15 protein-coding genes are annotated in these 25,064 nt (G+C 44.0%); 12 read left to right on the forward strand and 3 right to left on the reverse strand.

The window, feature by feature from the left end; genetic code table 11:
- Positions 1–12: 12 nt before the first annotated feature.
- Both NNX04_RS04960 and NNX04_RS04965 read right to left on the reverse strand, forming a co-directional pair.
- A complete protein-coding gene (locus tag NNX04_RS04960; RefSeq protein WP_062064960.1) occupies positions 13–1,152 on the reverse strand; it encodes a mandelate racemase/muconate lactonizing enzyme family protein in 1,140 nt (379 codons plus the stop codon).
- A gap of 241 nt (positions 1,153–1,393) precedes the next feature.
- Positions 1,394–2,971, reverse strand: coding sequence for an MFS transporter (locus tag NNX04_RS04965; RefSeq protein ID WP_261947685.1), 1,578 nt, complete (start codon positions 2,969–2,971; stop codon positions 1,394–1,396).
- A 260-nt stretch (positions 2,972–3,231) separates the two neighbouring features.
- Between NNX04_RS04965 and NNX04_RS04970 the strand changes: the two genes are divergently transcribed.
- Positions 3,232–5,367, forward strand: coding sequence for a cellulase family glycosylhydrolase (locus NNX04_RS04970; protein ID WP_261947686.1), 2,136 nt, complete (start codon positions 3,232–3,234; stop codon positions 5,365–5,367).
- A gap of 53 nt (positions 5,368–5,420) precedes the next feature.
- On the opposite strand, the gene NNX04_RS04975 is transcribed toward NNX04_RS04970, so the two are convergent.
- The gene (locus NNX04_RS04975; protein WP_151030845.1) at positions 5,421–6,263 is read right to left on the reverse strand and encodes an amino acid ABC transporter substrate-binding protein; all 843 of its coding nucleotides are present in this window, start codon (positions 6,261–6,263) and stop codon (positions 5,421–5,423) included.
- A 316-nt stretch (positions 6,264–6,579) separates the two neighbouring features.
- On the opposite strand from NNX04_RS04975, the gene NNX04_RS04980 reads away from it, so the two are divergent.
- The 11 genes from NNX04_RS04980 (at position 6,580) to NNX04_RS05030 (ending at position 25,037) form a co-directional block, all read left to right on the forward strand.
- The gene (locus NNX04_RS04980; RefSeq protein WP_410004089.1) at positions 6,580–7,488 is read left to right on the forward strand and encodes a sugar kinase; all 909 of its coding nucleotides are present in this window, start codon (positions 6,580–6,582) and stop codon (positions 7,486–7,488) included.
- Between the two features lie 245 nt (positions 7,489–7,733).
- Positions 7,734–9,164 carry a carbohydrate-binding protein gene (locus NNX04_RS04985; RefSeq protein ID WP_151030843.1) on the forward strand — a complete coding sequence of 477 codons (1,431 nt, stop codon included), beginning with the start codon at positions 7,734–7,736 and terminating at the stop codon, positions 9,162–9,164.
- A 205-nt stretch (positions 9,165–9,369) separates the two neighbouring features.
- Positions 9,370–10,539 carry a cytochrome P450 gene (locus NNX04_RS04990; RefSeq protein WP_151030842.1) on the forward strand — a complete coding sequence of 390 codons (1,170 nt, stop codon included), beginning with the start codon at positions 9,370–9,372 and terminating at the stop codon, positions 10,537–10,539.
- 51 nt (positions 10,540–10,590) lie between these two features.
- Complete coding sequence (locus NNX04_RS04995; protein WP_151030841.1) at positions 10,591–10,899, forward strand: 2Fe-2S iron-sulfur cluster-binding protein; 309 nt, start codon at positions 10,591–10,593, stop codon at positions 10,897–10,899.
- A 62-nt stretch (positions 10,900–10,961) separates the two neighbouring features.
- Positions 10,962–12,221: an NAD(P)/FAD-dependent oxidoreductase gene (locus NNX04_RS05000; RefSeq protein ID WP_151030840.1), complete on the forward strand. Its 1,260-nt coding sequence runs from the start codon at positions 10,962–10,964 to the stop codon at positions 12,219–12,221.
- Positions 12,222–12,553: 332 nt separating this feature from the next.
- Positions 12,554–15,853: a carbohydrate-binding protein gene (locus NNX04_RS05005; protein ID WP_261947687.1), complete on the forward strand. Its 3,300-nt coding sequence runs from the start codon at positions 12,554–12,556 to the stop codon at positions 15,851–15,853.
- Between the two features lie 826 nt (positions 15,854–16,679).
- On the forward strand, positions 16,680–17,726 hold the full coding sequence (locus NNX04_RS05010; protein ID WP_410004078.1) for a carbohydrate-binding protein: 1,047 nt from the start codon (positions 16,680–16,682) through the stop codon (positions 17,724–17,726).
- 806 nt (positions 17,727–18,532) lie between these two features.
- Positions 18,533–19,798 (forward strand): family 16 glycosylhydrolase, encoded by a 1,266-nt coding sequence (locus tag NNX04_RS05015; RefSeq protein ID WP_225318342.1) that lies wholly within the window; start codon positions 18,533–18,535, stop codon positions 19,796–19,798.
- A gap of 64 nt (positions 19,799–19,862) precedes the next feature.
- Entirely contained in the window at positions 19,863–21,539 is a 1,677-nt protein-coding gene (locus tag NNX04_RS05020; protein ID WP_151030837.1) for a sodium:solute symporter family protein, read from the forward strand.
- Positions 21,539–22,717 carry a glycoside hydrolase family 117 protein gene (locus tag NNX04_RS05025; protein WP_151030836.1) on the forward strand — a complete coding sequence of 393 codons (1,179 nt, stop codon included), beginning with the start codon at positions 21,539–21,541 and terminating at the stop codon, positions 22,715–22,717. The genes NNX04_RS05020 and NNX04_RS05025 overlap by 1 nt, the downstream gene beginning before the upstream one ends.
- A 37-nt stretch (positions 22,718–22,754) precedes the next feature.
- Positions 22,755–25,037 carry an FAD-dependent oxidoreductase gene (locus NNX04_RS05030; RefSeq protein WP_151030835.1) on the forward strand — a complete coding sequence of 761 codons (2,283 nt, stop codon included), beginning with the start codon at positions 22,755–22,757 and terminating at the stop codon, positions 25,035–25,037.
- Positions 25,038–25,064 lie beyond the last annotated feature (27 nt).

Below are 25,064 nucleotides of genomic sequence, written 5' to 3' on the forward strand. Positions count from 1 at the left end.
ATTTCGATCCCCTCAGGATTGTTTGATTAAATGTGGACGTAATAATTTTTCATCAAATGTCACACCGGTTCCCGGCTCATCGGAAGCAACCGCAAGACCATCGGCGATCACAATTGGGCGCGTGGTGTAAGCATCTATAGGAAAGGAGTGAACTTCGAGGTAACCCGCGTGCGGCTGGGAAGACATCAGCGATACATGCAACTCATGCATGCCGTGACTGCAAACAGGCAAGTTGTGCGCATACGCAAGCTCAGCGACTTTTAACCAACCGGTGATACCACCGATATTGGATGCATCTGGCTGCAAGAAACCTAATTTTGCTTGTCTGATGGCATAGGTGAATTCATGGATAGTGTGTAGGTTTTCACCCATCGCCAAGGCGATGTTAATGCTGTCCGCAATGCGGGCATAACCTTCATAGTCATCGGGAATGGTTGGCTCTTCAAACCAGGTGATATCGTACTGCTCTATCGCCCGGCCAAAACGAATAGCTTTTTCAACGGTCATTGAGTAATTGGCATCGACCATAAAGGTGGTGTGTTTACCAATTAATTCGCGCACCGCAGCAACGCGCGCAACATCTTCTTTGTAATTGTCTTTACCGACTTTAATTTTTACCGCGTTAAAACCGCGATCCAAATAACTATCGATATTCTTCAATAGTTTTTGTTCGCTGAAATTCAAATCAATACCACCCGCATAACAACGGGTTTTGTTACTGGCGGCGCCCGCCAATTTCCACAAAGGCAAATTCAGGCGTTTGCAGCGAATATCCCACAGGGCGATATCGACCGCAGAAATAGCGAAACTAACCAAACCGCCGCGACCCACATAGTGCAGGTGCCAACCCAAATCTTCCCAAATTGCATGAATATCCGATGCATCACGACCAATCAGCATTGGCTTTAGTTCATCATCCAAAAGTGAGTAAATGGCGCGTCCGCCCTTGCCGCCGGTATAGGTGTAACCAACACCTTCGGTGCCATCCTGACAATAAATGCGGCACACCAGCAATTCAAAACAGGTGTGATCGCCGTGTTTTGCATCGGATAACACCTCGGCCAATGGCACTTGGTAGTATTCAACTTTGACGGCTTTGATATGTGTTGCAGAGAGTTCGTTGTGACTCACGCAAGAAATTGTATTTAGCATAGACCTACCCCGATGCATTTGTTTATTGTTAACAATCTACACTCAGGATAAACACTTGTAAAGGAGAAAAGTCTGATAATTTCAAAAGTGGGATACGGAAATGCAATAACGATAAAAAAGCACTAAAGCGCGAGGTAATACTTACCAATAGGGCCAGATGGCGGCACTTTTTGCCTACATCTGGCGAGCGATAAGAGACTAAACAGAAGAGATAAAACAGCAGCGATCAATAACCAGGGTTTTATTTGACGGCGACAAGTTGACTCTCGATTTCCTCCAAACTTTTCCCTTTGGTTTCCGGCACCATTTTTAGAACAAAAATAGCACCCAACACGCAAAAGCAGGTATAGATCAAAAATGTGACCGCAACACCCTGAACCTCTATCTGCCACGGGAACAATGTAGGCACCAATACGCCACCAAAGAGTGTACAGACCAGCGCACAAACAGGAATGGCAACACCCCTGATGCGCGTAGGAAATATTTCGGAAAACAAAATCCACATGACTGGACCTAAGGAAAAGTTAAATGCCGCCACAAAACTAATTAATCCAATAAACACCAGCACACCCTGCATATGCGCAGCCGTATTCAGCAAATCAACCTGAAGTGAACCCAGCGCTGCCGATCCTAAATGAGTCACCAATGCCCCTTTAAATTCCAGATCACTGGCATACTCAACCCCAAACATAGGGGCCAATAGTGACGTATCAATCCGATCAGCGAAGGCTGCGACGGATTCTGCGCTCAACATATAAGTCGCCCCCGCAAAACAATAAGTCACCACTCCCATGCTCACAGCAGCCCAGACCGAACCCCAGAGCAAAATAGGACGGCGCCCCATGCGATCAATCATCACCAGCGCCAGAAATGTAAAGAACAACCCTATAGCACCAACCCATACGGTTTGCTGAAAGGCGCTTGCATCGCCACCGCCCACCTGCGAAAAAATAAATGGCATATAACCTAAAACAGCATTCATACCGCACAAAGATTGCAACATGGCCGCACCAGCGCCAATGAATAGCGCGATACGCAACCTGGATTTAAACAACAACCCCAGCTGCTCACTCACACTCAGCGAATGCTCAGCACCTTTTAAGTTGTCACAAATTTGTTTGAACTGCTGGGCAACAATCTCAGCAGGTGCAATTTTGGCAATTACCGCTTCCGCCTTATGCTTTTTACCATTCATCACCAGCCAGCGCGGGCTCTCCGGAATGAAAAAGAGCAGTAAAAACCAGATTAACGCAGGCAAAATCTCCGAGCCCAACATCCAACGCCAACTGGTTAACTCGGTCAAACCAATCCAATTTGCCCAAGCAGGTTGCGTGCTAATTACTGTCACTATGTAGAAATTTAATAGCTGCGCAATAAAAATCCCCAACACAATATTCATTTGATTCAGGCCCACCAACTTACCGCGCAAGTCTGGCGGTGCAATCTCACCAATGTACATTGACGCAAGCGTAAGAGAGGCAAAGGCTAAACCACCCAAAAAGCGCGCAGCAAAAAGCGTCTCAAAACTAACAGCAAATGCCGACCACAACGCAGAGATTAAATACAATGCAGCAATGAACAATAGGGTATTTTTACGCCCAAATCGCTCACAAAAATAACCCGCACAAAGAAGCGCAACAATTGACCCAAGCCCCGTAGAACCACCAACAATGGCACCTACCTGAAAGGCCGTTAAACTAAATTCAGCAATAATGTATTTAATGGTGCCGGAAATCAGTGCTATATCCAGGCCAAATACAAATCCACCTAGAGCCACAATAAAGGAAAAGAAAAATGCGTTTCTATTTGCTCTCTGCATATCTAATTACCACTCAATAGTTATTATTTGAACTGATCGCCCAGCCCATAAATACCGACAAAATCAAACCTACTGCAATTACTCTGGTGCATCAGGGGCAGATCTGCAGAACACACACCACTTTAATCGAAACTCTAAATCAAGTGTAACACGCGCCACTTTTGTTAACAATTAAATATATACATGTTATAAATCTACTGTTAACCTTCGCATTGCAGCCAATCATTTGGCCAAATAAACATAACCATTGCAGGTGTGATATGAAACTCACTCAACTAATTAGCATCGCAACCTATACCCTTATTTTGGGCGGCTGTGGCGGTGGCGGTGGCGGAACATCAACTCCTCCAGCATCAAGCAAAGCCAGTGTCAGCACCACACAATCGTCCACCTCCGTTAGCAGTTTAGTCGCAAGTAGCAGCACTAGCCTGTCGAGCACACCGAACAGCTCAGTCGCTTCAACTGACAGCAGGCCGAAAATCAGTTTCAATAGAGACATCAAACATATTGTTGGCGATATCCACAGTTTTGATCGGCGCAAATTCATCACCATTCACTCGTCCAACACCGAAGCCGACTGGTTTGGTTCAAACGCCCAAAGTTTGGGAGCCCCCAACGCCTCACCTGACCTGATTACCGAAGTCATGGACGGCTATGACGTGTATTTCGGCCGCGATACCGGCGGCATCACCTGGCAACTCGGGGAACTCAATCAAGACCCCGCTCGCCCGGGTTTTGTCAGCGAGAGTCACGCCCAAACCAAAGGTGGCGACGCACGCTGGGTGTATAGCAACAACGCCAACAGTGCCAAAATTCGTCAGTTTGAAAACCGGCTAACAGATATGATTATAGGGGCGCAGCAACACCCCTTCTGGCCAGATGGCAAACTGACCCGCAAAGGCTGGGCACTCTCACAGACCGATACCCCCAGTGAACCTTTTGGAACTGCCACTGGCCACTACATGGGGCAGTATCTCGCGAAATACTTTAATAAAGGCGCAGGCGATTTATATGGTCAACCTAAGCCGCTCTATGTTGAGGTTATGAATGAACCTCTTTACGACCTGGTGGATGCTAGTGCATCACCAGTGCCAGTAGAAAAAGTATTCCAGTTTCACAACACAGTGGCGGCAGAAATTCGAAAGACCAATAGCGATGTTTTAATTGGCGGCTACACAGTGGCCTTTCCCGATTACGATAAAAATGACTTTCAACAATGGCTAAACCGCGACAAAGTTTTTATTGATCTGGCCGGTGCCAATATGGACTTTTACTCAATCCATCTCTATGACTTTCCGGCGCACAATAATCGCGAGAAATATCGTCGCGGCAGCAACGTCGAGGCAACCCTCGATCTGCTCGAGCAATATGACACGATTAAATTTGGCAAGATCAAGCCCTTAGTGATATCGGAATATGGCGCCAGCATTCACTCCATGTTTTCTGATCCCTGGACCCCACAGCGCGACGGATTACGCCTGATTGCATTTAACGGTCTATTGATGAGTTTTCTTGAACGCCCCAACAATATTGCTAAAACGATTCCGTTTCTGCCGATAAAAGCCGAGTGGGGCCGCGTTAATGGCATACCCTACAATGACCGCCTTATGCGTCAACGCAAAGAGGCACCCGGCGAAACTGGTGACGAATGGGTTTTCACTGACATGATCAAGTTTTATCAATTGTGGTCAGACGTAAAAGGAACACGTATTGATATTACCTCTAGCGATCCCGATCTGGTCGTCAATGCTTATGCCGACAATAAGCGGGTGTATCTCATCATTAACAATTTGGAATTTAACGCGCAAGAATTCACACTGAATGATTATTCATTAAATAATCCTGCCTTTGCCAATGCGACGATTAAACACTTACATCTGGATAGCCAAAACGCGCCGGTCTTAAGCGAAACGGTTAGCGACAAGTTTCCAGATTCGTTAAGCATTGGAGGTAGTGGCACCATGATCATTACCATGAACTATGAAAGTGCAGTAGTAATCGATCAAACTAAAGTTGAACAGAAAACATATGCAACAAATTATTTGCAGGCAATTAAAACCAATAGTCCCCTTAACTTTGCGATAAACGGCATCACTCCAGCAGCATTTGGAGAGGCTACGTTACGCTTGGGCATAGGTAGGGATCACGGAAAATCCTTGCAGCCTAAAGTGACCATTAATGGCACCGAAGTAACTGTACCAAAAGATTATCGCGGCTATGATCAATACCACCAAGGCAAAGGGCGGGAAAACTTTTTTGGTGTAATTGAAATCCCTGTGCCCTATTCAATCCTCAAAGCTAACAATCAGATTGAGGTGACCTTTGCGGATGATGGCGGCCACATAAGCTCAGCGGCATTAAGAGCATTTCACTACAGCCGAAACTTTACCCACTAAACATTCTTTGTCGTGCCGTTTGCCATACTCACCCGAGTATGGCTTTTTTATTTTTACTGATTATTTTTTACGGAAACATCAATTGTCTTGGCAATTTCTGGCAGTGGTGCAAAGTAGTGTTCGTAGGCAGAATTTAACTTTGCATTTAACGGATTGTTGAGCAAAAACATTCTTCGCTTACTCAGTTGTATAAACTTCAAGCTGGTTAGGAACTTTTTATCCCAAAGCGCCTGCAAACTTTTATCCTTATATGCAGCCAGCAACCCCTGTTCAATTCTGGCTTTTAATATCTTATTCTGCACGCTAACGAAAAAAAATCGTGGCAACTTATAATAAAAATAGAAACTGTCATCAATAGTCAGATGCAAACCTGAATTGTTATGCAGATACTCATTCATAATCTGGCTAGCCCCCAAACAAAATAAATCCGCCCGGCCAGAGGCAACCATACGAAATGAGCTTTTGTAAGCAGGCACCTCTAGTGTTTTAAATCCGTTGGCATGCAAAATTTTTGTATCAGTCCAATTAATACCCTGCAAAATACGGTACTGCTTGAGCTCATCAGAAGCCTTCGCTGCTGCTACTGCTTGGGCCACACCCGGATTGACAAAACATACCCTATAACTCAAAACTCCTAAATCGATGGGAAACTCTATGTAAGCAATAGCAGATCGTTCGACTCCATCATAACTATCTTCAATAACCAAGTTAGGGTATTCATTACTTGCAATCGCTTGTTTGGCTCTAAGCCTATTAAACCCCTTAGGCAAAGGCTGAAGCTCATAGTCACCATAGCGAGCGCGAGTTTTTTCAAGAGCCAAGGTCAGTAGCTCAATCGTATAGTTTTCGTATTGATCTATAGGGGTGCTGGGGACACGATAATTGACAACCTGCATGCCAAAGCAGCCGCAAGAGACCCCCACTCCCGAAAAGAATAGAATTCCGATTATATGGCGCAGATGTAAGCACACAATCCCTCTCCCGCTGAATTCGCTGTTAACCTGCAATGTCATCTTATACACAAGAGTAGATCATTGTTCATAAAACGGGTAAGCATCGTCTGGACACTGCGATTCTTTCCAACATGCGCCACCTAAACTTTGTCAACATTTTACATAAAGCCGGTACATCTATAGAATAGAAAGCAGCCCCTTAACAGTGCCCGAAATAAGCGAATATGCGATGAAACGAATTGTGATTATTGGCGAAAGTATGCTCGAACTAAGCCCCGCTAGCCCGGGCTTATGGCAACAATCATTTGCCGGAGATGTACACAGTTTGGCGGTATATTTAAAACGCTGCGCACCCGAAGCGATACAAGTGTCGTTTATGAGCGCGGTCGGTGTGGATGCCGCCAGCGCTGAACTAATCTCTAGTTTGCAGCAAGAAGATATAGATACCTCGTTGATCTATAAGCACCTGAGTAAAACCTTGGGGCTCTATATGATCAACAATACCCCCAGTGGCGAGCGCAGCTTTCAATATTGGCGCAATGACTCAGCAGCAAAACAAGTCATGCATTTGCATCATGCGCAATTTTCCGCTGCGACTTTCACAGCTCCCGATCAAGTGTTTTTTTCCGGCATTTCTTTGGCCATATTAGAAAAAGACAGCCGCGACCTCTTTTGGGATTTTATCCATCGATTAAAACAACAGGGCACACAAGTTATTTTTGACCCCAACTATCGCGCAAAACTATGGTCTTCCGTCGAGAATTGTAAAGCCCAATACGAACTCGCTTTTCATGCAAGCAATTTGGTTTTACCGAGCTTGGAGGATTTCACCAATCTTTATCAGCTAGACTCCGCAATCGCGGTTAGCAAATTTTTAAGTGCTTATGATATTGATGAAATTATTATTAAAGATGGCCCTGCTCCTATTATTTATCAGTCAAACCAAGAACAATTGGAAGTCGCTATTGAGCCCGTCACTCAGATTATAGATACAACTGCAGCAGGTGATTCTTTTAATGGCAGCTATCTAGCGGCTCGCGCACGCGGGCTAAACCCCGAAAATGCCATTCGTTTTGCGGCAAAAATATCTGCACTGGTAATTCAACACAAAGGAGCCATTCTTAATCGCGACCTCTTCATGCGCCACCTCATCAAATCAGCTCATTAAAATCGCCTTTTACCGCTACTTTTTCACCTCACACTCAAGCAAACAAGCTCCAGTTCCGCTGGAGCTTTTACTAAGCAGATCACAAATAAATAATTATAGATCCGCATAATTTTTTCATTCTAATCCTTGCGAACAGCAACACAAAATAATTCTACCATCAGCATAAACTCAATCTGTTAGCGGATTCTGCTACACCTATTCAAACACACCCATCTACCGTCAGCTTTAGCTAAAAGGAGATAAACATGAATAAAATAAAATTTTGTTTTTCTATTTCTGCATTATTGTTTTCAAGCACATTATTGGCACAGGATCAGTGCAACACTACAAGCGAGTGTAAAAACACCTACGGCAGCTCTGCGACAGATTGTGCCAACAGCAAATCCAGCCTTAGTATTTGCATGTGCGGCACACTGCGCTGCGACCGTTTTGGCCAACCCACTATCAGCTACATCAATGTCCCAGCCAAAATTCAGGCAGAAGATTATTTAACCGCATTTGATACAACATCAGGCAATCAAGGAGGACAAGGACAAACAGGTAATGTTGATATTCAAGCGACAACTGACACTGGTGGTGGCCTCAATGTCGGCTGGATTAATAGCGGAGAATGGCTGGAATACCCCATCAATATCACTACTGCAGGCGAATACCAACTTCAACTCCGCATTGCATCGCCCAACACTTCCGGCACACTCAGTATTGATATTGATGGCGCTCTGTTGGGTAGCACACTGACCATTCCAAACACAGGCGGATGGCAAAGCTGGCAAACAATCAGTTCGGCTAAAAAAAGCCTCGCTGAAGGCAAAAAAATACTGCGTTTAAATATGCTCACAGGGGGGTTCAACCTAAATTGGATCGACATTAAAAAAGTAGAACCAGACACCAACAATCCACCAGTGGATAATGTCATTCTCGGAAAATTCAATACAACCAAGGATTTATTGCTCGCCCACTTCGATCAAAAACCTGATCTAGATGATGTGCACGCAGTTGCTGCCCTAGCCACCATGTTGCGCGATTCACGCTTTAATAATGTGAAATACCATGCAGTAGCTGGAACTATCGGCACTCAAGGTGGCCGCTATATAGATGCACCACAACTTTTTAACTTAGCGTTTGGAAGCAATTGGTCTAACGCTTCTACCAATTGGAATGCTGCCGTTAATAACGTCACGCAAAAAGCCTTGGCAACATTGAATGCCGGCGGCGATATTTGGGTACAAGAAGCGGGCCAATCGGATTTTACCGCCGATGTACTCAAAGCCATTCAGCAGACTAACCCCGGCATTAATTTGAAAACGCGCTTTCATGTTGTTCAACACAGCAACTGGAACGAAGATAAAACAACACCCGCCGATTTAACCTATGTGAAAAATACCGCGCAATACAACAAAATTGCTGATGGTAATTCGACGGGTAACGGCACACCGGGATTTAACACCAAAGATGGTAGTGATTGGCAGAGAGCAAAAGCCGATCCAGATGTAGGGAATATTTGGAATGAAGCGCAACGAGTTGCGGATGCAAACAACAGTATCAGCGGATACGAAAACCCCTCAATTAAAGCCGGTGGTTTAGATTTTTCCGACTGCGTTGAAAATGCCTGGATATTTGGATTTGTAACACTCAATAATTCCAAAACATTTTTTGATGAGTTCCTAAAAAAGTAACCTCTCAAATAAATCAATGGCACTTTCAGACAGGCCTTGAAAGTGCCTTTTTTATTGCCCGCCGAGTATAACAACTTCGCTTTTATTCACTTATCCAATCAATGGCATGTCAAATTTGTGATATTTTTTCACCTTATCTGTGTATTAGCCACAAGGTCTCCGCTCTATCATAAAAGCCATCAATGATCGCTTGGAGACGCCCATTATGAGCAAGTGCCCGTTTAATCACACTGGTATTCCCGACCCTTTTGAGCAAGCTCGCACTGAGCAAGGTGTTGGTTTTGTGGATGATCAAAATGATCCGGTGATGATGGTGCTGCGCCATAAAGATTTACGCAAATGCGCGCACGACTGGAAAACCTTTAGCTCTGCCGCCACTCCCGGCAGAATTGTGGTGCCGTCCGAAGTCAATATTCGCGATATTCGCCAAGTTCCTTTTGAAGTAGACCCGCCCCTTCACGGCGATTACCGTGCTTTTTTAGAGCCTTGGTTTAAACGCCCTCTTGCGGAAAATTATCGCCAAGCGTTGCGCCAACAAATTTCGACATTGGTGCAAGAATCTCTACAACAGGATTTCATTGAAGCCATTTACGATTTTGCGCTTCCGCTACAATCTCGCGCCTTAACCCTACTGCTCAATATTCCCTATGCAGAAGCGGATGTCTTTATCAGCTGGGGAACCCACGTATTTCGCAGTGAAGATAATCCATTAGATGGCAGCAAAGCTCAGGTACTTTATAACTACATTGATAAAAAAATCGCCGAGGCAGAAAAATCACCCAGCGACGATATTTTTTCGGTGTTATTAGCCACTGAAGTGCAAGGCAGAAAATTAACTCACGATGAAATTAAAGGCATCATTGTGCTCACCTTTGCTGGCGGCCGCGACACAGTAATCAATATGGTCACTAATACTCTTGCTTATTTGGGTGAAAACCCCGAATCCCTGACGCGTTTACGCAAAGAACCTGAAATTCATAACCGTGCGATTGAAGAACTCATACGTTATTTCTCTCCCCTCACCCATATGGGAAGAGTTGCGACTAAAGATAGTGAAGTTTGTGGCCATGCAGTCAAAAACGACACCCGAATTTCACTCTGCTGGGCCTCCGCCAACCGCGATGCAACCGTTTTTGAAAACCCTAACGAGGTAATGCTGGATCGAAAATTAAATCCGCACGTCGGTTTTGGTTTTAGTCATCACAATTGCCTTGGTGCAACTCACGCGCGGGTAATCATGCAAATTCTGTTGGATGAGCTGTGCCAACAAGTCGATAAAATAACCCTGGGTGATGCACAGGAAAATATTGAAAACTGGGGTGAATTTCAGCGCAAGGTGGGTTACCACAAGTTGCAGCTGCAATTATCAAAATAATCTCTTACTCGAACAATTCTTGAATATAACATTTTTACACGAGAAACCAAAATGGCCAAAATTACCTTTATTACTCCCGGTAAAGACAGCATCACTTTAGAGGCAACTTCAGGCAATGCAATGGAACTGGCGGTTAACAACGGCATTCCAGGTATTGGCGGCGACTGTGGTGGCGTTTGCTCCTGTGCAACTTGCCATGTTTATGTTCCAGCAGAGCATGCCAGTAAATTAACCGCTGCCAGTGACATTGAGAAAGACATGCTGGAGCTGGACGACAATGTAAATGAGTTCAGTCGTTTGTGTTGCCAAATTGAAATCACCCCTCAGGTAGATGGCTTGGTACTCGAAGTTGTTGGCTAAACAATCCAAACCAATCAACAACATTCAAACAACAATAAACAATTATTTGTGGGTTAAAGGCTATGACTAAGCATCCGCTTACAACAGCAACTTGTATTATCGTCGGCGCCAGTCACGCCGGTGTTAACGCCGCCTTTGCACTGCGCAAAGAGGGCTGGGCAGGAAAAATTGTACTTATCGATAGTGACCCAAGGCTGCCCTATCACCGCCCGCCACTATCAAAAACTTATATCACCAGCAATGATCCAATCGAAAAACTGGCGCTCAAGCCAGAAGCCAGTTACACACAAGATGACATCGAATTATTGCTGGGAGTTACAGTCACCCAGCTGGATGCTAAGGCAAAAAAAATCTCTACCTATAGTGGTGATGAACTCTATTACGACAAATTAATTCTAGCGACCGGCGCAAGCCCTATAGTGCCGGCGATCAGTGGCTTAACTGATGCGCACAATCTTTTTTTTATGCGCAATCTGGAAGACAGCCTTGGCATCAAAGCGGCTCTTCACAGCAGCTCAAACAAACGTGTTGTGATTATTGGCGGTGGTTATATTGGCTTGGAAACGGCGGCCTCGCTGAAAAAATTGAGCGCATCTGTGGTGGTACTAGAGCGTGAAAATCGCATTCTCGCCCGTGTCACCGCCCCTGAAATGTCGGCCTTTTTTTTACAACTGCATGAAGCTCATGGTGTAAAAATTGTTACCGAGAAAAATGTCAGTGCCATCACCACCGATGCTGGCGTTAATAAAGTGCATACCAGCGACGGTGCAGAATATCTAGCTGATATTATTATTGTGGGGGTCGGGGTGCGGATCAATAAAATCCTCGCAGAACAAGCTGGTTTAACCATTGAAAACGGCATTTGTGTCAACGCACAGGCGTGCACCAGCAACGAAAACATCTATGCCATTGGCGATTGCAGCTATCACTTTAATCCACACTATCAACGTCACATACGTTTGGAATCGGTACAAAATGCTGTCGATCAAGCCAAAATTGCGGCGCTGGATATTTGTGGTAAAGCGCAAGATTATAATGCCCTACCCTGGTTCTGGTCGGATCAGTACGATGTAAAATTACAAATGGTAGGGCTCTCCAGTGGTTATGATCAAATCATAATTCGGCGCGAAAACACCACTGAACAGAAATTTTCCACTTGGTATTTTGCAGGGGATGAATTGCTGGCGGTAGATGCAATTAACAATGCCAAAGCATATGTTCTCGGAACCAAATTGATTAAAACAAATAGCAAAATTAACAAAACCAACCTTGCTAATTCTCAGTACGAATTAACACAAGAAAATTTACTAACAACAGGTTAGGTATTATTGATGAGCGCGCATACATGCGGTACTGAAACGTCTGCGCATTGAGTTTATCGGCGCGAGTGAAAGTGGCCAATGGGAAATTGATTACATCCATATTCGATAACTACCTGCCGCCCCAACCCCCTCAAAAGCAATAAAATGTTACCTGAGTAGCATTTTATTGCCTAAAAATACCAATTACTTGCCCTACCCCCTGCATGTGGCTTACAGTGTCAGCCCCTGTCAATTGTCAACATTTAATTGTTGGTTATTTGCCTCGTGCGGTTTTAACCTCAATGAAGCATTTGGCAGCCGGCGTTAATAATTAATAATACCTGGAGCCAACTGTGAAAAAACTATCTCGCCCCCTATTCTGTGTGGCGCGATCACTCGTTGTGATTGCCGCAAGTACAGCCATATTACCCACCGCGTATGCAGCAAAATCTACTGCGTGGGAAGGTAACTTCCACGATTACCGCGTTGAAAGTGTCAATTATTGGGACCAAGAAAACCCAGCAGCCAAAGCCGATGACTTTAGTGGCGGTGATCCTTGGTCTTATAAATTCAAGTGCGATGGTTCCCCTTGGAATCTCAACACCTATTGGGATAAAGACGGCCACTCAGTCACCGAAGCCTATGAATACCCTTATATGCGTATTCGCTCACCTTGGTCTGCTACAGAAGCCATAGTGCGCGATAACACTCCCGCCGCACAAAGCTTCCCGCTGTCTGATTTGAGCAACAAAGCGGGTTGGCGTTTTGTTCCAACCGCAAGTGATGAATTTAATCAAGCCACGTTAGATGTACTTAAAAGCCCAAGTGACAGCACCGGTAAATGGGTGACTAATAACCACACATGGGGCGGGCGTGAGCCAGCGCCTTTTTTGCCAAAAAATGTGCGCCAGGAAAGCGGCCTACTAAAACTCAGCCTTAAACAAAAAGTAGAGTCGCAAATTTATGGTTTTTTGAACGCTAACTTTATGAATGGTTGGAGCGCAGCCACCGCCATGAACGCTACACCTGTGCGTTATGGTTATTTTGAGGTGCGCTCTAAAGTAGGGGTCGGTTCTAGTGCTTTTTGGTTGTATTCAAAATCAATGGAAGATGTGCGCTACATCAAAGGCGAGCGAGTATTTACCAAAGCCTTGGTAGACCATAATCTTGAAATCGATGTATACGAACAAGCGGGGCGCCGTCCTGAATGGGCCCCTTATTACAATATGAATACTTGGGTATTTGAATACCAAGGTGACGATCACCGTATTTTCAGTAAAAAAGCTTCTGGTCAAAGTTGCGGTCGTGAAGGCTGGCAAGGTGGCGATGATCTGCTGCCCCATGCAGCTGGGCTACAAAACGGCGGCCACTGGAAAGCCGACATAGATTTTGCTGCCGACTTCCACGTATATGGACTCTATTGGGGTCCAGATGAACTTCGCTGGTATGTAGATGGTAAATTAATTCGTTCGATGAAAAACCGTTATCACCATACTCCGCTGTATATTTTGCTCGACACCGAAACCATGCCCGATTGGTTTGGCTTGCCCACTCCAGCTGAACTACAACATGACCACGAAATTGATTATGTGCGTGTATGGACAACCGACGCCCTCGAAAATCACAACGGTAAAGGCTGGCGTGCAATTCAAGCAGACGGTAACGCACGCTACAGCATGCGCGTTGCAGCTCGCGATGGAGATGGTCATCAAAACGGCAAAGGTGCCAATCAACCATTAGAATATTTACAACAACATAGCAAACCCTTTGGCACGGTCGAAAGTTATATTGGCAGCGCAACATCTGGTACCCAAAACCCGGTAAAAGCCACTGCAGTGAATTTTAAAACAACGGATTTGTTAGTGCTTTCTGAGCGCCGTCTTAGCCCTTATCGCGCAGCAGCTGACAATATTCGTTACTACTACGCGCATTACGGCCACGTGATTGATGCCATCATCACGCCAAGTAATGCCACCAACAAAAATATTAAATGGGTTTCTGACAACCCCGCAATCGCAACAGTGACTGCTTCCGGCGTGATAGTTCCTGCACAAACTTATGATGCTGAAACCGGTAGCCTTACCCATATCGCATCAGGTGAAGTTACATTAACCGGCACTCATGCAGATTTACCGGGTAACGTTTTCACGCTGCGCGTTAAATTGGTTGAAGTGGGCAGTGAAAATAGCATCACGCTTGCGAACTTTAGCACCACCGGGCGCAATGCGACCGTTGCTGAAGGCTATGCAGCGAGTGCTGTGGGTTGGGGTACAAAAGGTTTTCCATCAGCCATCACCGACAATACTCGCGGTGAGTTTGGTAGTTATCAAATCGATTTTGGTAGCGGCGGTAAATTTAGTTTTATGCTCAGTGCTGGCACGCCTATTCAAACTGGCACCGGAGTAAAAGTATTTATTGATGACGAAGAAGTGCTGTCTGAAAATTTAAATAATATTTCAGGCGATTGGGATGCACACTTTGAAAATTGGTTTCCAACTACCTTTACAGTAAGCCCAGGCAAACATTGGGTGAAAATTATGAGTGCGGGCGCATCGGAATGGCAGTGGTTTGGTCACAGCGCGCAATTTTTACAATTATTGGACGGCACAAATTCTCCTTCCAGTTCAGCGGCAAGTGCATCAACAATGTCATCGCGCTCATCCGTGGCACAGTCTTCCGTTGCAGCATCGTCAGTACCTACGTCATCGGCAGCTCCGTCCTCAGTAGCTAAGTCATCCATTGCGCCATCCTCAGCCGTTAATTCGTCAGTTGCATCAAGCATTGGTGGCATAGGCGCTAAAGTGATTGTGCAAGCAGAAAACTTCATTGCAACGGGCGGCACTTATCAAGGCTTCCAAAAATACACCACTGCAAATGGTATTGGGGCAATCAATTATAACCAACGTGGTGATTGGGCTGATTACAGTTTCACTATCGGCAGTGCCGGCACTTACACAATTAATGCTTTCTTAGGTACCACACTAGCGGATAGTGCAATTGAGCTTTTCATCGACAATGTTTCGGTCGGTAAAAAGACAGTACTCAATAACAATAATTGGGATGCGTTTGTGCCATTAACCCTAAACACCGGTGTGCAGTTGAGTGCAGGCACTCATACGCTGCGCGTTGTGTCGGCAGGCACTACTGCCTCAACGTGGGAGTGGAATGCAGATCGCATTGAATTTACTCAAATAGCGGCAACATCTTCATCACGCTCATCAGCCGCGTCTAGCTCATCTGCTACTCCAACTCCGATAGTGGTTCAAGCCGAGTCTTACACCACTACCGGCGGCGCCTATCAAGGCCTACAAAAGTACACCACCGCAACGGGCGTAGCTGCAGTTAACTACAACCAACGCGGTGAGTGGGCTGACTACACCATCAATGTCACCGCAACCGGCAACTATCGTATCAATGCTTATTTGGGTACCACTCAAGTTGGTGGTGCGATAGAGATATTAGTTGATGGCATTTCGGTCGCGAAAAAGACAGTACCGAATAATAACAATTGGGATGTGTTTGCCGCCTTAGAAGTCAGCAACAGTGTTCGCCTCACGCAGGGTATGCACAACGTGCGTATTATTTCTGCAGGCGCCACGGCTTCAACTTGGGAATGGAATGCAGACCGCATTGAGTTTGTGCCAGTAAATTAAATGTAGATAAAAATTAAATTGAGGTATTTTCCCGCCTCTTGATTGAAGCGGGAATTTTTATACCTTTTAAAAGAGCAGGATAATATCCCGCAATGTTTAAATGCAGTTAATAGATAATAAAGAGGAAAACATTAAAATGAAAAAATTAACACAAAGAAAGTTGTTTTATATACTGACACTAACATTGTTCAGTACCAGCATTTTTGCTCAACCAACGCCTCCTGCGGGAAAAATGTGGCAGAAACAAAGTAATCTTTCGGATGATTTTAATAGTGGCTTTGACACGAGCAAATGGCAGAAGCCTTTATGGAATTATGGCGAACCCGTTAATATGGTGGCTGAAAACTCTGGTGTTTCAAACGGAAACTTATGGATCAAGGGAACGCTTGGCACTGGTGCAAGGTGGTTTAATGGTTCTCGGGTAATGTCTAATGCACAAATTAAATATCCTTACTACACAGAGGCTAGAATTAAAAGCGCGAACATTTCTGCGTACAGCACCTTTTGGTTGAATAACGGGGACATTAACAATCGCGATGAAATAGACATCATCGAAAACAATCCTAACCCTTCGTGTAACTGTCAGCCTAATTTTCCATGGCAAATGAACTCTCAGTATTTTCATGTTGTAAATGGCGATACCCAAAGAGCCCATGGCAACTTTGATAACCGAAACCTGCCGGATGGCGCGCCAGGAAAAGGGGTTAGATGGAACGAGGCTTATTTTACGTTCGGTGTATGGCAAAAAGATGCCCGAAATATTCAATTTTATTTAAATGGTTATCCTGCAGGTAGCGTTGTTTCTGCACGGGATTTCACCAGAGATATGAATATTATTTGGGATTTATGGACTGCCGATTTTTCTTGGCTGGGTGGCCTTGCTGTTCAAAGCCAACTCAACGATGATTCAATGAATACCATGTACGTTGATTGGATTAATACTTACAAGTTGGTCGATGGTGTTGCAAGTAGTTCATCCAGCTCTAGTGCACAATCAAGCTCTAGTGCCAACAGCAGTGTTGCCAGTGGCGCTACACAAACCATCGATTTCGCGAATTATTTTGATACCGGTAAAGCAACCAGTGCGGTAGCGGGCGATACCATTATCGGTTTCAATAAATCCGGCGGCGGCAATATTAATTACAATTCTGTTGGTGATTGGGGCGATTATTTAGTCACACTGCCAACAGACGGCCAATATAAAATTGAAATTGTTACCGCATCACCTATGACCAGCGGCATTGGTGCAAAACTGAGCATTGATGGTATTGCGGTGGGTACAATTACCCTGGGCACAACCGGCGACTGGGAAACATACACTACAACCACACTTGTCAATAATCTGTCTATTGGCGCAGGCACCCATACTCTGCGTATTGAAAGCACAGGCACCAGCGCATGGCAATGGAATGGTGATGTAATTCGAGTGACCAAAGTAGGCAGTGATCCTATAGGTTCACCGGTTACTCCCACACCCGTAAGCATGACCTTACAAGCCGAAAATTTTGCCGCAACAGGCGGTGTATACGATGGTTTTAAAATCTACACGGTTAATGGCGTGAGCGCGGTTAATTACAATCAACGTGGCGATTGGGCGAATTACACCGTGAATGTAGCTGCCGATGGTAACTACAGTTTTAATGCTTACGTAAGTTCACCTATGACTGGCGCCGCACTGGAAGTGACCGTAGATGGCGTAAAAGTATTAACCCAAGCTGTGCCGAATAACGGCAGTTGGGATAACTTTCAAAAAATAAGTTCAAGTAACAAAATCGCACTCACCAAAGGCACGCATACCATTCGTGTGGCCAGTGCGGGTACTACCGCATCTACATGGGAATGGAACGCGGATAAATTTGAATTAGTACCCTAGTAAATTTCACACACGTAGAAATTACCCATTATTTTATTGGAAAATAACTGACCCGCTCCAACAGGATAGAGATTTATTTTGTAGGCGCGGGCTTTTTTTAGAGTTTCTTTAAACGCTTCAACTCCTACCACCTAAGTGCTTCATCAACGATGAACCCTTATTTATCTCTGTGTGTTATTTTTAAGTCATTAAAATTTTTATGTCTCCATAAAAACCAGAACTCTCCATATCCAATGTTTATTCCCTTATCTGCAAACGGCTAAGTTTATCGCCTGCCTCAGAAAACATGCTGATGAAGACTCACCAATGAAAAATAAATTAGCACCACCAAGATCAACTGTACCGACAATATCGATAACAAAACAAAAAGAATGGTATCTATGGGAATATCAATCATAAGTGCTACAACTTTCGTAAAAATAAGAAACGCATGGTAGAGCATCTACACAGGCCAAGATATTAACGTGACCTTTTGAACCCTGCGGCGCAATGAGACTTACCCAACAATAAAATACATATGGATATATGCATAAATATCTTACTCTCTAGCTAAACCTTACCTCTTATCTAAGTCTACTCCATACAGGATCAGGGGAGCTCCCGCATAAAATATAAATTTTTCATAAAATTATGTGTCAACTGAGCAGAGCCAACACACTAAGGTAAGTATTCGCTATTCGAAATAGTGCATTTGTGAAGATTTATGCCATGAACCTGCGTTCAGCGCCGCCATGATAAGTCTAACAATAGGGTTTCAGCTCAATTAATTCAGTTACTATATTTTTATATTAATGCGAGGTTAACCGGTGGTTAAAAAAAGTTTTTTTACTATAAATATGCTGGTAGTTGTATTGGCATCATCAACAGTACTCGCCCAAGAAAGTCAGTTAGACCTTAAAAAGTGGAAGCTTGAATGGAGCGACGAATTTAATTATAAAAACTCGGATTTGGAGAATAATTGGATCAGTCAGAATGGTGCAACTGAAAATGAGTGGGTGTTGAGTAGCCGCTGGCGTGAAAACGCAGTGGTGAAAAATGGCGTACTTGAATTACTGAGTAAAAAAGAGACTCGTGCAGAATCGCAGCCCTGGACCACGGGAAACATTTGGAGCAAACGAACTTTCCATTATGGGTATTTTGAGGCGCGTTATAAATATGCCGGTGCCTACGGTACGAATAATTCATTTTGGTTATGGCCGAAACAAGGGGTTGCGGCAGGACAAAAGGCTTGTGAAATCGACATTAATGAAGGCCATTATCCCAATATCATTAATACCAATGTGCACAATTGGACCGATACTTATACTCTGCCCAATGGTCAGGTAAGCCATGATGACAATCAATTGCACCACACCTTAGATGGCGAGCCGGGACACAACATTGTGCTAAAGGCCCCGATCAAAACAACCAAAATTCGTCTGCGTAGCACTAGCCCAGAATCAATACACATTCATGAATTTCAAGTATTCCCCCCTGCGACCAAATATCCCAATGTAATGAGCCCATTGGACTCAACAAGTGTTACAAATTATGCGCTTGCCAAAGATACCAATCTCAAAACCAGTGGTGTATTCGATAAGCTCCCCTCAAAAGAAAGCTTTGCAATTGATAATCGTCTAGATACACGTTGGGTGTCTGGCAAGCATGGTCTCAAATGGTTGGAGCTGAGTTGGGACACCCCTAAGGAAATTGGAGCGATCCAATTCACCAATGGTTGGCTGCAAGAAAGCGGTCCGTCACTAGGAAAATATCGCAATTTAATTACCGACTATACGCTTGAATATTTTGACGGAAAAAAATGGAAGCTTATCAGCCAGTATGATGCCGCCGATGTTGCTGACTACTCTAGTGATTGGCACACCTACGGCATGGCGTGGGACCAAGATTATTTCCATTTTTATATGGATGGAAAATTGTATTACAGCATGCGCAATGATGTTTGCTTCAGTGAGCAGACAATATTATTTAGCTTGGCTATTTTAAAAGCTGAAATAGCCGGGCCCGTTACCGACGCCATCAATGGTACCAGTATGAAAATTGATTATGTGCGCTATTACACACGTAAAAAATAATGTACTTATGCGATCTCTCTGCCGAAGGAGATCCTAGTGGGGATGAATCAGTGAGAATAATAAAATGGGTGTAATTGATTTAAGTGTCATTGCCATATTTACGTTTATTGTAGTGTCTTGTGGCCTTAGTTTTTCCGGTGCAGGGAAAAGCCTCAGTGGTTTTTTCTCCGCCGGTGGCGCGCTGCCCTGGTGGATGAGTGGCTTATCGCTATTCATGAGTTTTTTTTCCGCCGGCACCTTTGTTGTTTGGGGTTCTATCGCTTATAGCTACGGATGGGTAGCTATCACCATTCAATGGACTATGTGTATAGCTGGGCTTTTAATTGGATTTTTTATCGCGGGAAAATGGCAGGCGACTCAGGTCTTAACAGCAGCCGAATTTATTAAAATTCGGCTTGGTTTAAGAGTGCAAAAAGTATATACGGTAACATTTTTAATTATTAGCACATTCTCTACCGGAACATTTTTATACCCTGTCGCTAAAATTGTACAAGTATCTACAGGCATTCCGATCACTGAAACCATTATTATTTTAGGGCTAATTATTCTCGCTTATACTGCAGTGGGTGGTTTGTGGGCCGTCATTGTGACCGACATTTTACAATTTGTAGTGCTGACGGCGGCGGTATTAATTGTAGTACCCTTAGCGCTTGATCGTATTGGCGGATTAAATGAATTTATTCAACAGGCGCCAGAGGATTTTTTTGCACCTGTTGCGGGCGAATTTACTTGGTCATTCATCTTTGCATTTGGATTATTTAATTTATTTTTTATTGCTGGGAACTGGGCCTACATTCAACGTTTCACCTGTGTATCCACACCTAAAGACGCAAAAAAAGTAGCATGGTTATTTGCCGCACTCTACTTGGTTAGCCCCTTAATTTGGATGATCGCGCCTATGGCTTATCGTTTGATAAATCCTAATTTATCCCTCAGTGAAGCCGAGGGAGCTTACTTATTGATGTGCCAAGAAGTTTTACCGGCAGGCATGTTAGGGTTAATTGTTGCAGGTATGGTTTTCGCAACCTCAAGCTCAATCAATACTGCACTCAATATTACTGCAGGCGTAATCACCAATGATGTGTACCGTATTCTTAGACCCAAATCATCAGAAAGTCATTTAGTATTTGTGGGCCGACTAGCCACTGTTTTATTAGGGTTTGGCACTATTACAGTTGCACTACTGGTGCCCTTTTTAGGCGGTGTGGTAAATGTAGTTATGACCATGGCAGCACTAACGGGAGGCGCATTATTTTTGCCTCCGGTATGGTTGTTATTTTCTCGTTTTCAAACTGGCGCGAGCATTTTGGCAACCACATTCATAAGCTTATCTGTCAATATCTTTTTTAAATTTATATCCCCCACTCTGTTCAATATCACCTTAAATCGCACCGAAGAAATGTTATTAGGCGTGCTCCTGCCTGCGCTCCTACTAGCTATATTTGAATGGCGGCTTAGAGTGCGTGGCTACGAAGCGCCTGGCCATAAAAAGATAGGCGAGTTTTCAGCTGAAAAAAATCATGAAAAAAACTCCTCTAACTTAGAAACAAAAAACACAACTGAAAATAACCGCGGTATTCGGGTGATTGCTATTGGAATTTCCGCCGTTGGTTTAACGATGTTTATTTTAGGTGTAACAGCTGAAACTGGCACCCTTATTATTACCACCATGGGCTTAGCTATTACTGCAATTGCTCTGATACTTTTAGGTAAAGATAAATTGTTTTCAAGGAGCAATTAATGAGCGACCAAGATTCTGGCGGATTTCCATGGGACATTCCTCAACAGCGCCCTAAGCGTGAGTTAAGTGCCGCAATGAGTAGACTCTATGATAATTACCAAAGCCCTCGCCCAGAGGACAATGATCTATTCAGCAGTTTTAAATATACGCGAATAGAAGGTTTTGATTACCAAGGTGATACAGGGAGAGTTTCTCGTCGAGACCCCTCTAAAATCATTAAACACAATGAAATTTTTTATGTTTGGTATACCAAACGTAACACCATCGCAGCACCCCAAGGGCCGCTTAAATGTAGCGATGAAATTCCATCAACAGATTGGGATTTAGCAGAAATATGGTACGCGACAAGCAAAGATGGCTTTAGTTGGCAAGAACAAGGAGTGGCAATCAAACGCCCAGAAAAACCCGGACTTGGCTGGCGTTCCGTGAGCACTCCTGACATTCTAATTTGGAAGGGTAGATTCTATCTTTATTATCAGGCGTTCATGGAAGCAAGTGGACTTAAGGGTGATCACTGCCCGGTAACCATGTCGATGTCTGATTCACCCAATGGCCCCTGGCAAGCCTGCGGCAATGTGGTGGTACCTAATGGTGCACCCGGTGAGTGGGATCAATACTCCATTCATGATCCTTATTTACTTATCTATAACAATAAAATTCATCTTTATTACAAAGCCGCCTTTGGTGATAGGCCTGAATATTTAGTGGCTAATGGTTTGGCTATCGCAGAATCACCATTGGGGCCCTTTAAAAAACATGCCTTAAACCCCGTATTAAATTCAGGGCATGAAACATGTTTTTTCCCCTTTAAAAAAGGCATTGCTGCCTTAGTTACGCGCAATGGCAATGAAAACAATACGATTCAATATGCAGAAGATGGCGTGAACTTTAGCTTAGCGGCTGTCAGCTCCTTAATGCCGATTGCAGCAGGCCCCTATGTGCCAGATGCGTTTGATGACTCCGGTAATGGGCAAGGCATCCGCTGGGGGCTAGCGCATTTTTGCGACAAAGAAAAACCTGATAAAAAATTCAGTTTTCTCGGCAGATTTGATTGTAATTTAATACCTGGCAGTAATAACACTGACATGAAGGAAACAGATCTGGTGCATAAACCTGAGGTATATTTCTATCAGTGCCTAAGCCCCGATCAAATAAAAGCTAGAAAATCCAATCCATAATTTAAATTTTAAAACATAGAATTTTCAGAGTACCTTCATGATTACTACACCCTTTAGTTCAACATCACGTTTAAACAAAGAAATAGTTATTAATACCGACTTAGTGATTGCAGGTGGTGGTTTAGCGGGAGTTTGTGCAGCTATAACTGCAGCGCGCGCGGGCAGCCGTGTAGTATTAGTACAAGATCGTCCTGTGCTCGGTGGCAATGCCTCTTCCGAAGTTAGACTCTGGGCCCTCGGTGCCACCTCTCACATGGGCAATAATAATCGCTGGTCGCGTGAGGGAGGTGTAATTGATGAGATCATGCTTGACAACTTAAAACAAAATCAACTGGGTAATGCGCTAATTTTTGATAGTATTTTGTTAAATAAAGTTGCCGCTGAAGCTAATATCACTCTGTTGTTAAACACTGCAGTATTTCAAGTAAATAAAACCTTAGCTACACAAATAGACAGCGTTTTAGCCTTTTGTAGCCAAAACTCTACTCAATACCATATTAATGCCCCGTTATTTTGTGACGCAAGCGGTGATGGCATACTGGCTTTTAATGCTGGTGCAAGTTTTCGTATGGGTGCAGAGTCTTGCGAGGAGTTTGGCGAACTCATGGCGCCTAAAAATGAAAGTACCGACTTACTCGGTCATTCGTTATTTTTTTACAGTAAAAAATTAGACCGCCCAGTGGTATTCACCAAACCTGACTTTGCTTATAGCCACGAAGAAATTGCCGCTATTCCTCGCTGCAAAAATATTAATGGCAATGATTCCGGTTGTAAGTTTTGGTGGTTAGAATTTGGCGGCGTGCTTGATACGATCTACCAAAGTGAAGATATAAAGTGGGAGCTTTGGAAAATTGTTTATGGCATTTGGGATTACATAAAAAATAGCGGAAAATTTGAAGATGTAGAAAACTTAACCTTAGAATGGGTGGGCACTATTCCGGGCAAGCGCGAAAGTAGGCGTTTCGAAGGGCATTACATGCTGAAGCAACAGGATATTGTGACGCAACACATTTTCGACGATGCAGTTTCTTACGGTGGCTGGGCGATTGATTTACATCCAGCCGAAGGCATCTATAGCGATAAGCCTGCATGCTCGCAATTTCACTCTAAAGGGGTTTATCAAATTCCCTATCGTTGTTTTGTGAGTCGTGATATTGATAATCTATTTTTAGCGGGGCGCATTATCAGTGCAAGCCATATGGCTTTTGGATCAACTCGCGTAATGATTACCTGTGCCCATGGTGGTCAGGCGGTTGGCGAGGCTGCTGCATTTTGCCGTGAATTAAATTGCAAACCTGCTGCACTACTTGCGCCTAAACACATGCAAGAACTTCAGCAACGCTTGAATCTTAATGGGCAGTCAATCCCCCTGATCCCCATAACACCCTCCCTTTTAATGCAAAATGCCAAGATTAAAGCCAGCTCCACTTTCGAATTGAATAATTTACCTGCTAATGGTGACTTCAAAACATTAGACCAAAGTTTGGCGCAATTACTCCCATTGAACGCAGGCCCGGTGCCAAAGATAAATATCGATGTCCGCGCACAAATGGAAAGCATTTTGATATGCGAGTTACGTATAAGCAGCAAAATCGGAAACTACACACCCGATATTTTAGTGGAACGAATTGAGCTTTCACTTGCACCAGGCGAACAAAATATCAACATACAATTTATGGCTGAATTAAGTCAGCAACAATATGGGTTTTTATGTTTTATGCGCAATGACACCGCAAGTCTGGCGTTAACCGATCAACGTATAACTGGACTATGCACACTGCTTAATAAAATTCACAAGGCAGTTTCAAACACTGGACGCCAAGACCCGCCCAAAAATAGTGGTTTAGACTCATTTGAATTTTGGACGCCTGAGCGTCGCCCCAATGGACATAATCTTGCCTTACACCTATCGCCCGCACTCAAACCTTATTCGGCAGAGCATTTACGCGGTGGTTTTATTCGCCCTTATCTCGGCACAAATGCCTGGGTTGCTAAACTTGAAGATAAAAACCCTAATATCGAATTATCTTGGTCAGATAACGTTAAAATAACTGGGCTAAAACTATTTTTCGATACTGATGCTGATCACGCCTTAGAAACTGTACTGATGGAGCATCCAGAAACTCAAATGCCTTGTTGTGTACAGACCATCCGCGTATTAAATGCATATGGCGAAGAGCTATATGCCTGCGCGGGAAATTATCAAAGCATAAAGATCATTCATTTTAACCCTCCACTGCTGTCCAATTGTTTAAATATCGAATTGTCTCATACTGAAGCTGGCGCTCCCGCCAGTCTATTTGCAATTGAAATTCTGTAAAGATTTAGCGTTTACAAGAGAATGCCC

Source organism: Cellvibrio sp. QJXJ, from assembly GCF_024452345.1.
In the GTDB taxonomy this organism is placed as follows: domain Bacteria; phylum Pseudomonadota; class Gammaproteobacteria; order Pseudomonadales; family Cellvibrionaceae; genus Cellvibrio.

Bases quoted from the DNA above. Each gene is read 5' to 3' on its own strand.
- NNX04_RS04960 (WP_062064960.1), bottom strand. From the start codon at position 1,152: ATGCTAAATACAATTTCTTGCGTGAGTCACAACGAACTCTCTGCAACA.
- NNX04_RS04965 (WP_261947685.1), bottom strand. From the start codon at position 2,971: ATGCAGAGAGCAAATAGAAACGCATTTTTCTTTTCCTTTATTGTGGCT.
- NNX04_RS04970 (WP_261947686.1), top strand. From the start codon at position 3,232: ATGAAACTCACTCAACTAATTAGCATCGCAACCTATACCCTTATTTTG.
- NNX04_RS04975 (WP_151030845.1), bottom strand. From the start codon at position 6,263: ATGCAGGTTGTCAATTATCGTGTCCCCAGCACCCCTATAGATCAATAC.
- NNX04_RS04980 (WP_410004089.1), top strand. From the start codon at position 6,580: ATGCTCGAACTAAGCCCCGCTAGCCCGGGCTTATGGCAACAATCATTT.
- NNX04_RS04985 (WP_151030843.1), top strand. From the start codon at position 7,734: ATGAATAAAATAAAATTTTGTTTTTCTATTTCTGCATTATTGTTTTCA.
- NNX04_RS04990 (WP_151030842.1), top strand. From the start codon at position 9,370: ATGAGCAAGTGCCCGTTTAATCACACTGGTATTCCCGACCCTTTTGAG.
- NNX04_RS04995 (WP_151030841.1), top strand. From the start codon at position 10,591: ATGGCCAAAATTACCTTTATTACTCCCGGTAAAGACAGCATCACTTTA.
- NNX04_RS05000 (WP_151030840.1), top strand. From the start codon at position 10,962: ATGACTAAGCATCCGCTTACAACAGCAACTTGTATTATCGTCGGCGCC.
- NNX04_RS05010 (WP_410004078.1), top strand. From the start codon at position 16,680: ATGAATATTATTTGGGATTTATGGACTGCCGATTTTTCTTGGCTGGGT.
- NNX04_RS05020 (WP_151030837.1), top strand. From the start codon at position 19,863: ATGGGTGTAATTGATTTAAGTGTCATTGCCATATTTACGTTTATTGTA.
- NNX04_RS05025 (WP_151030836.1), top strand. From the start codon at position 21,539: ATGAGCGACCAAGATTCTGGCGGATTTCCATGGGACATTCCTCAACAG.
- NNX04_RS05030 (WP_151030835.1), top strand. From the start codon at position 22,755: ATGATTACTACACCCTTTAGTTCAACATCACGTTTAAACAAAGAAATA.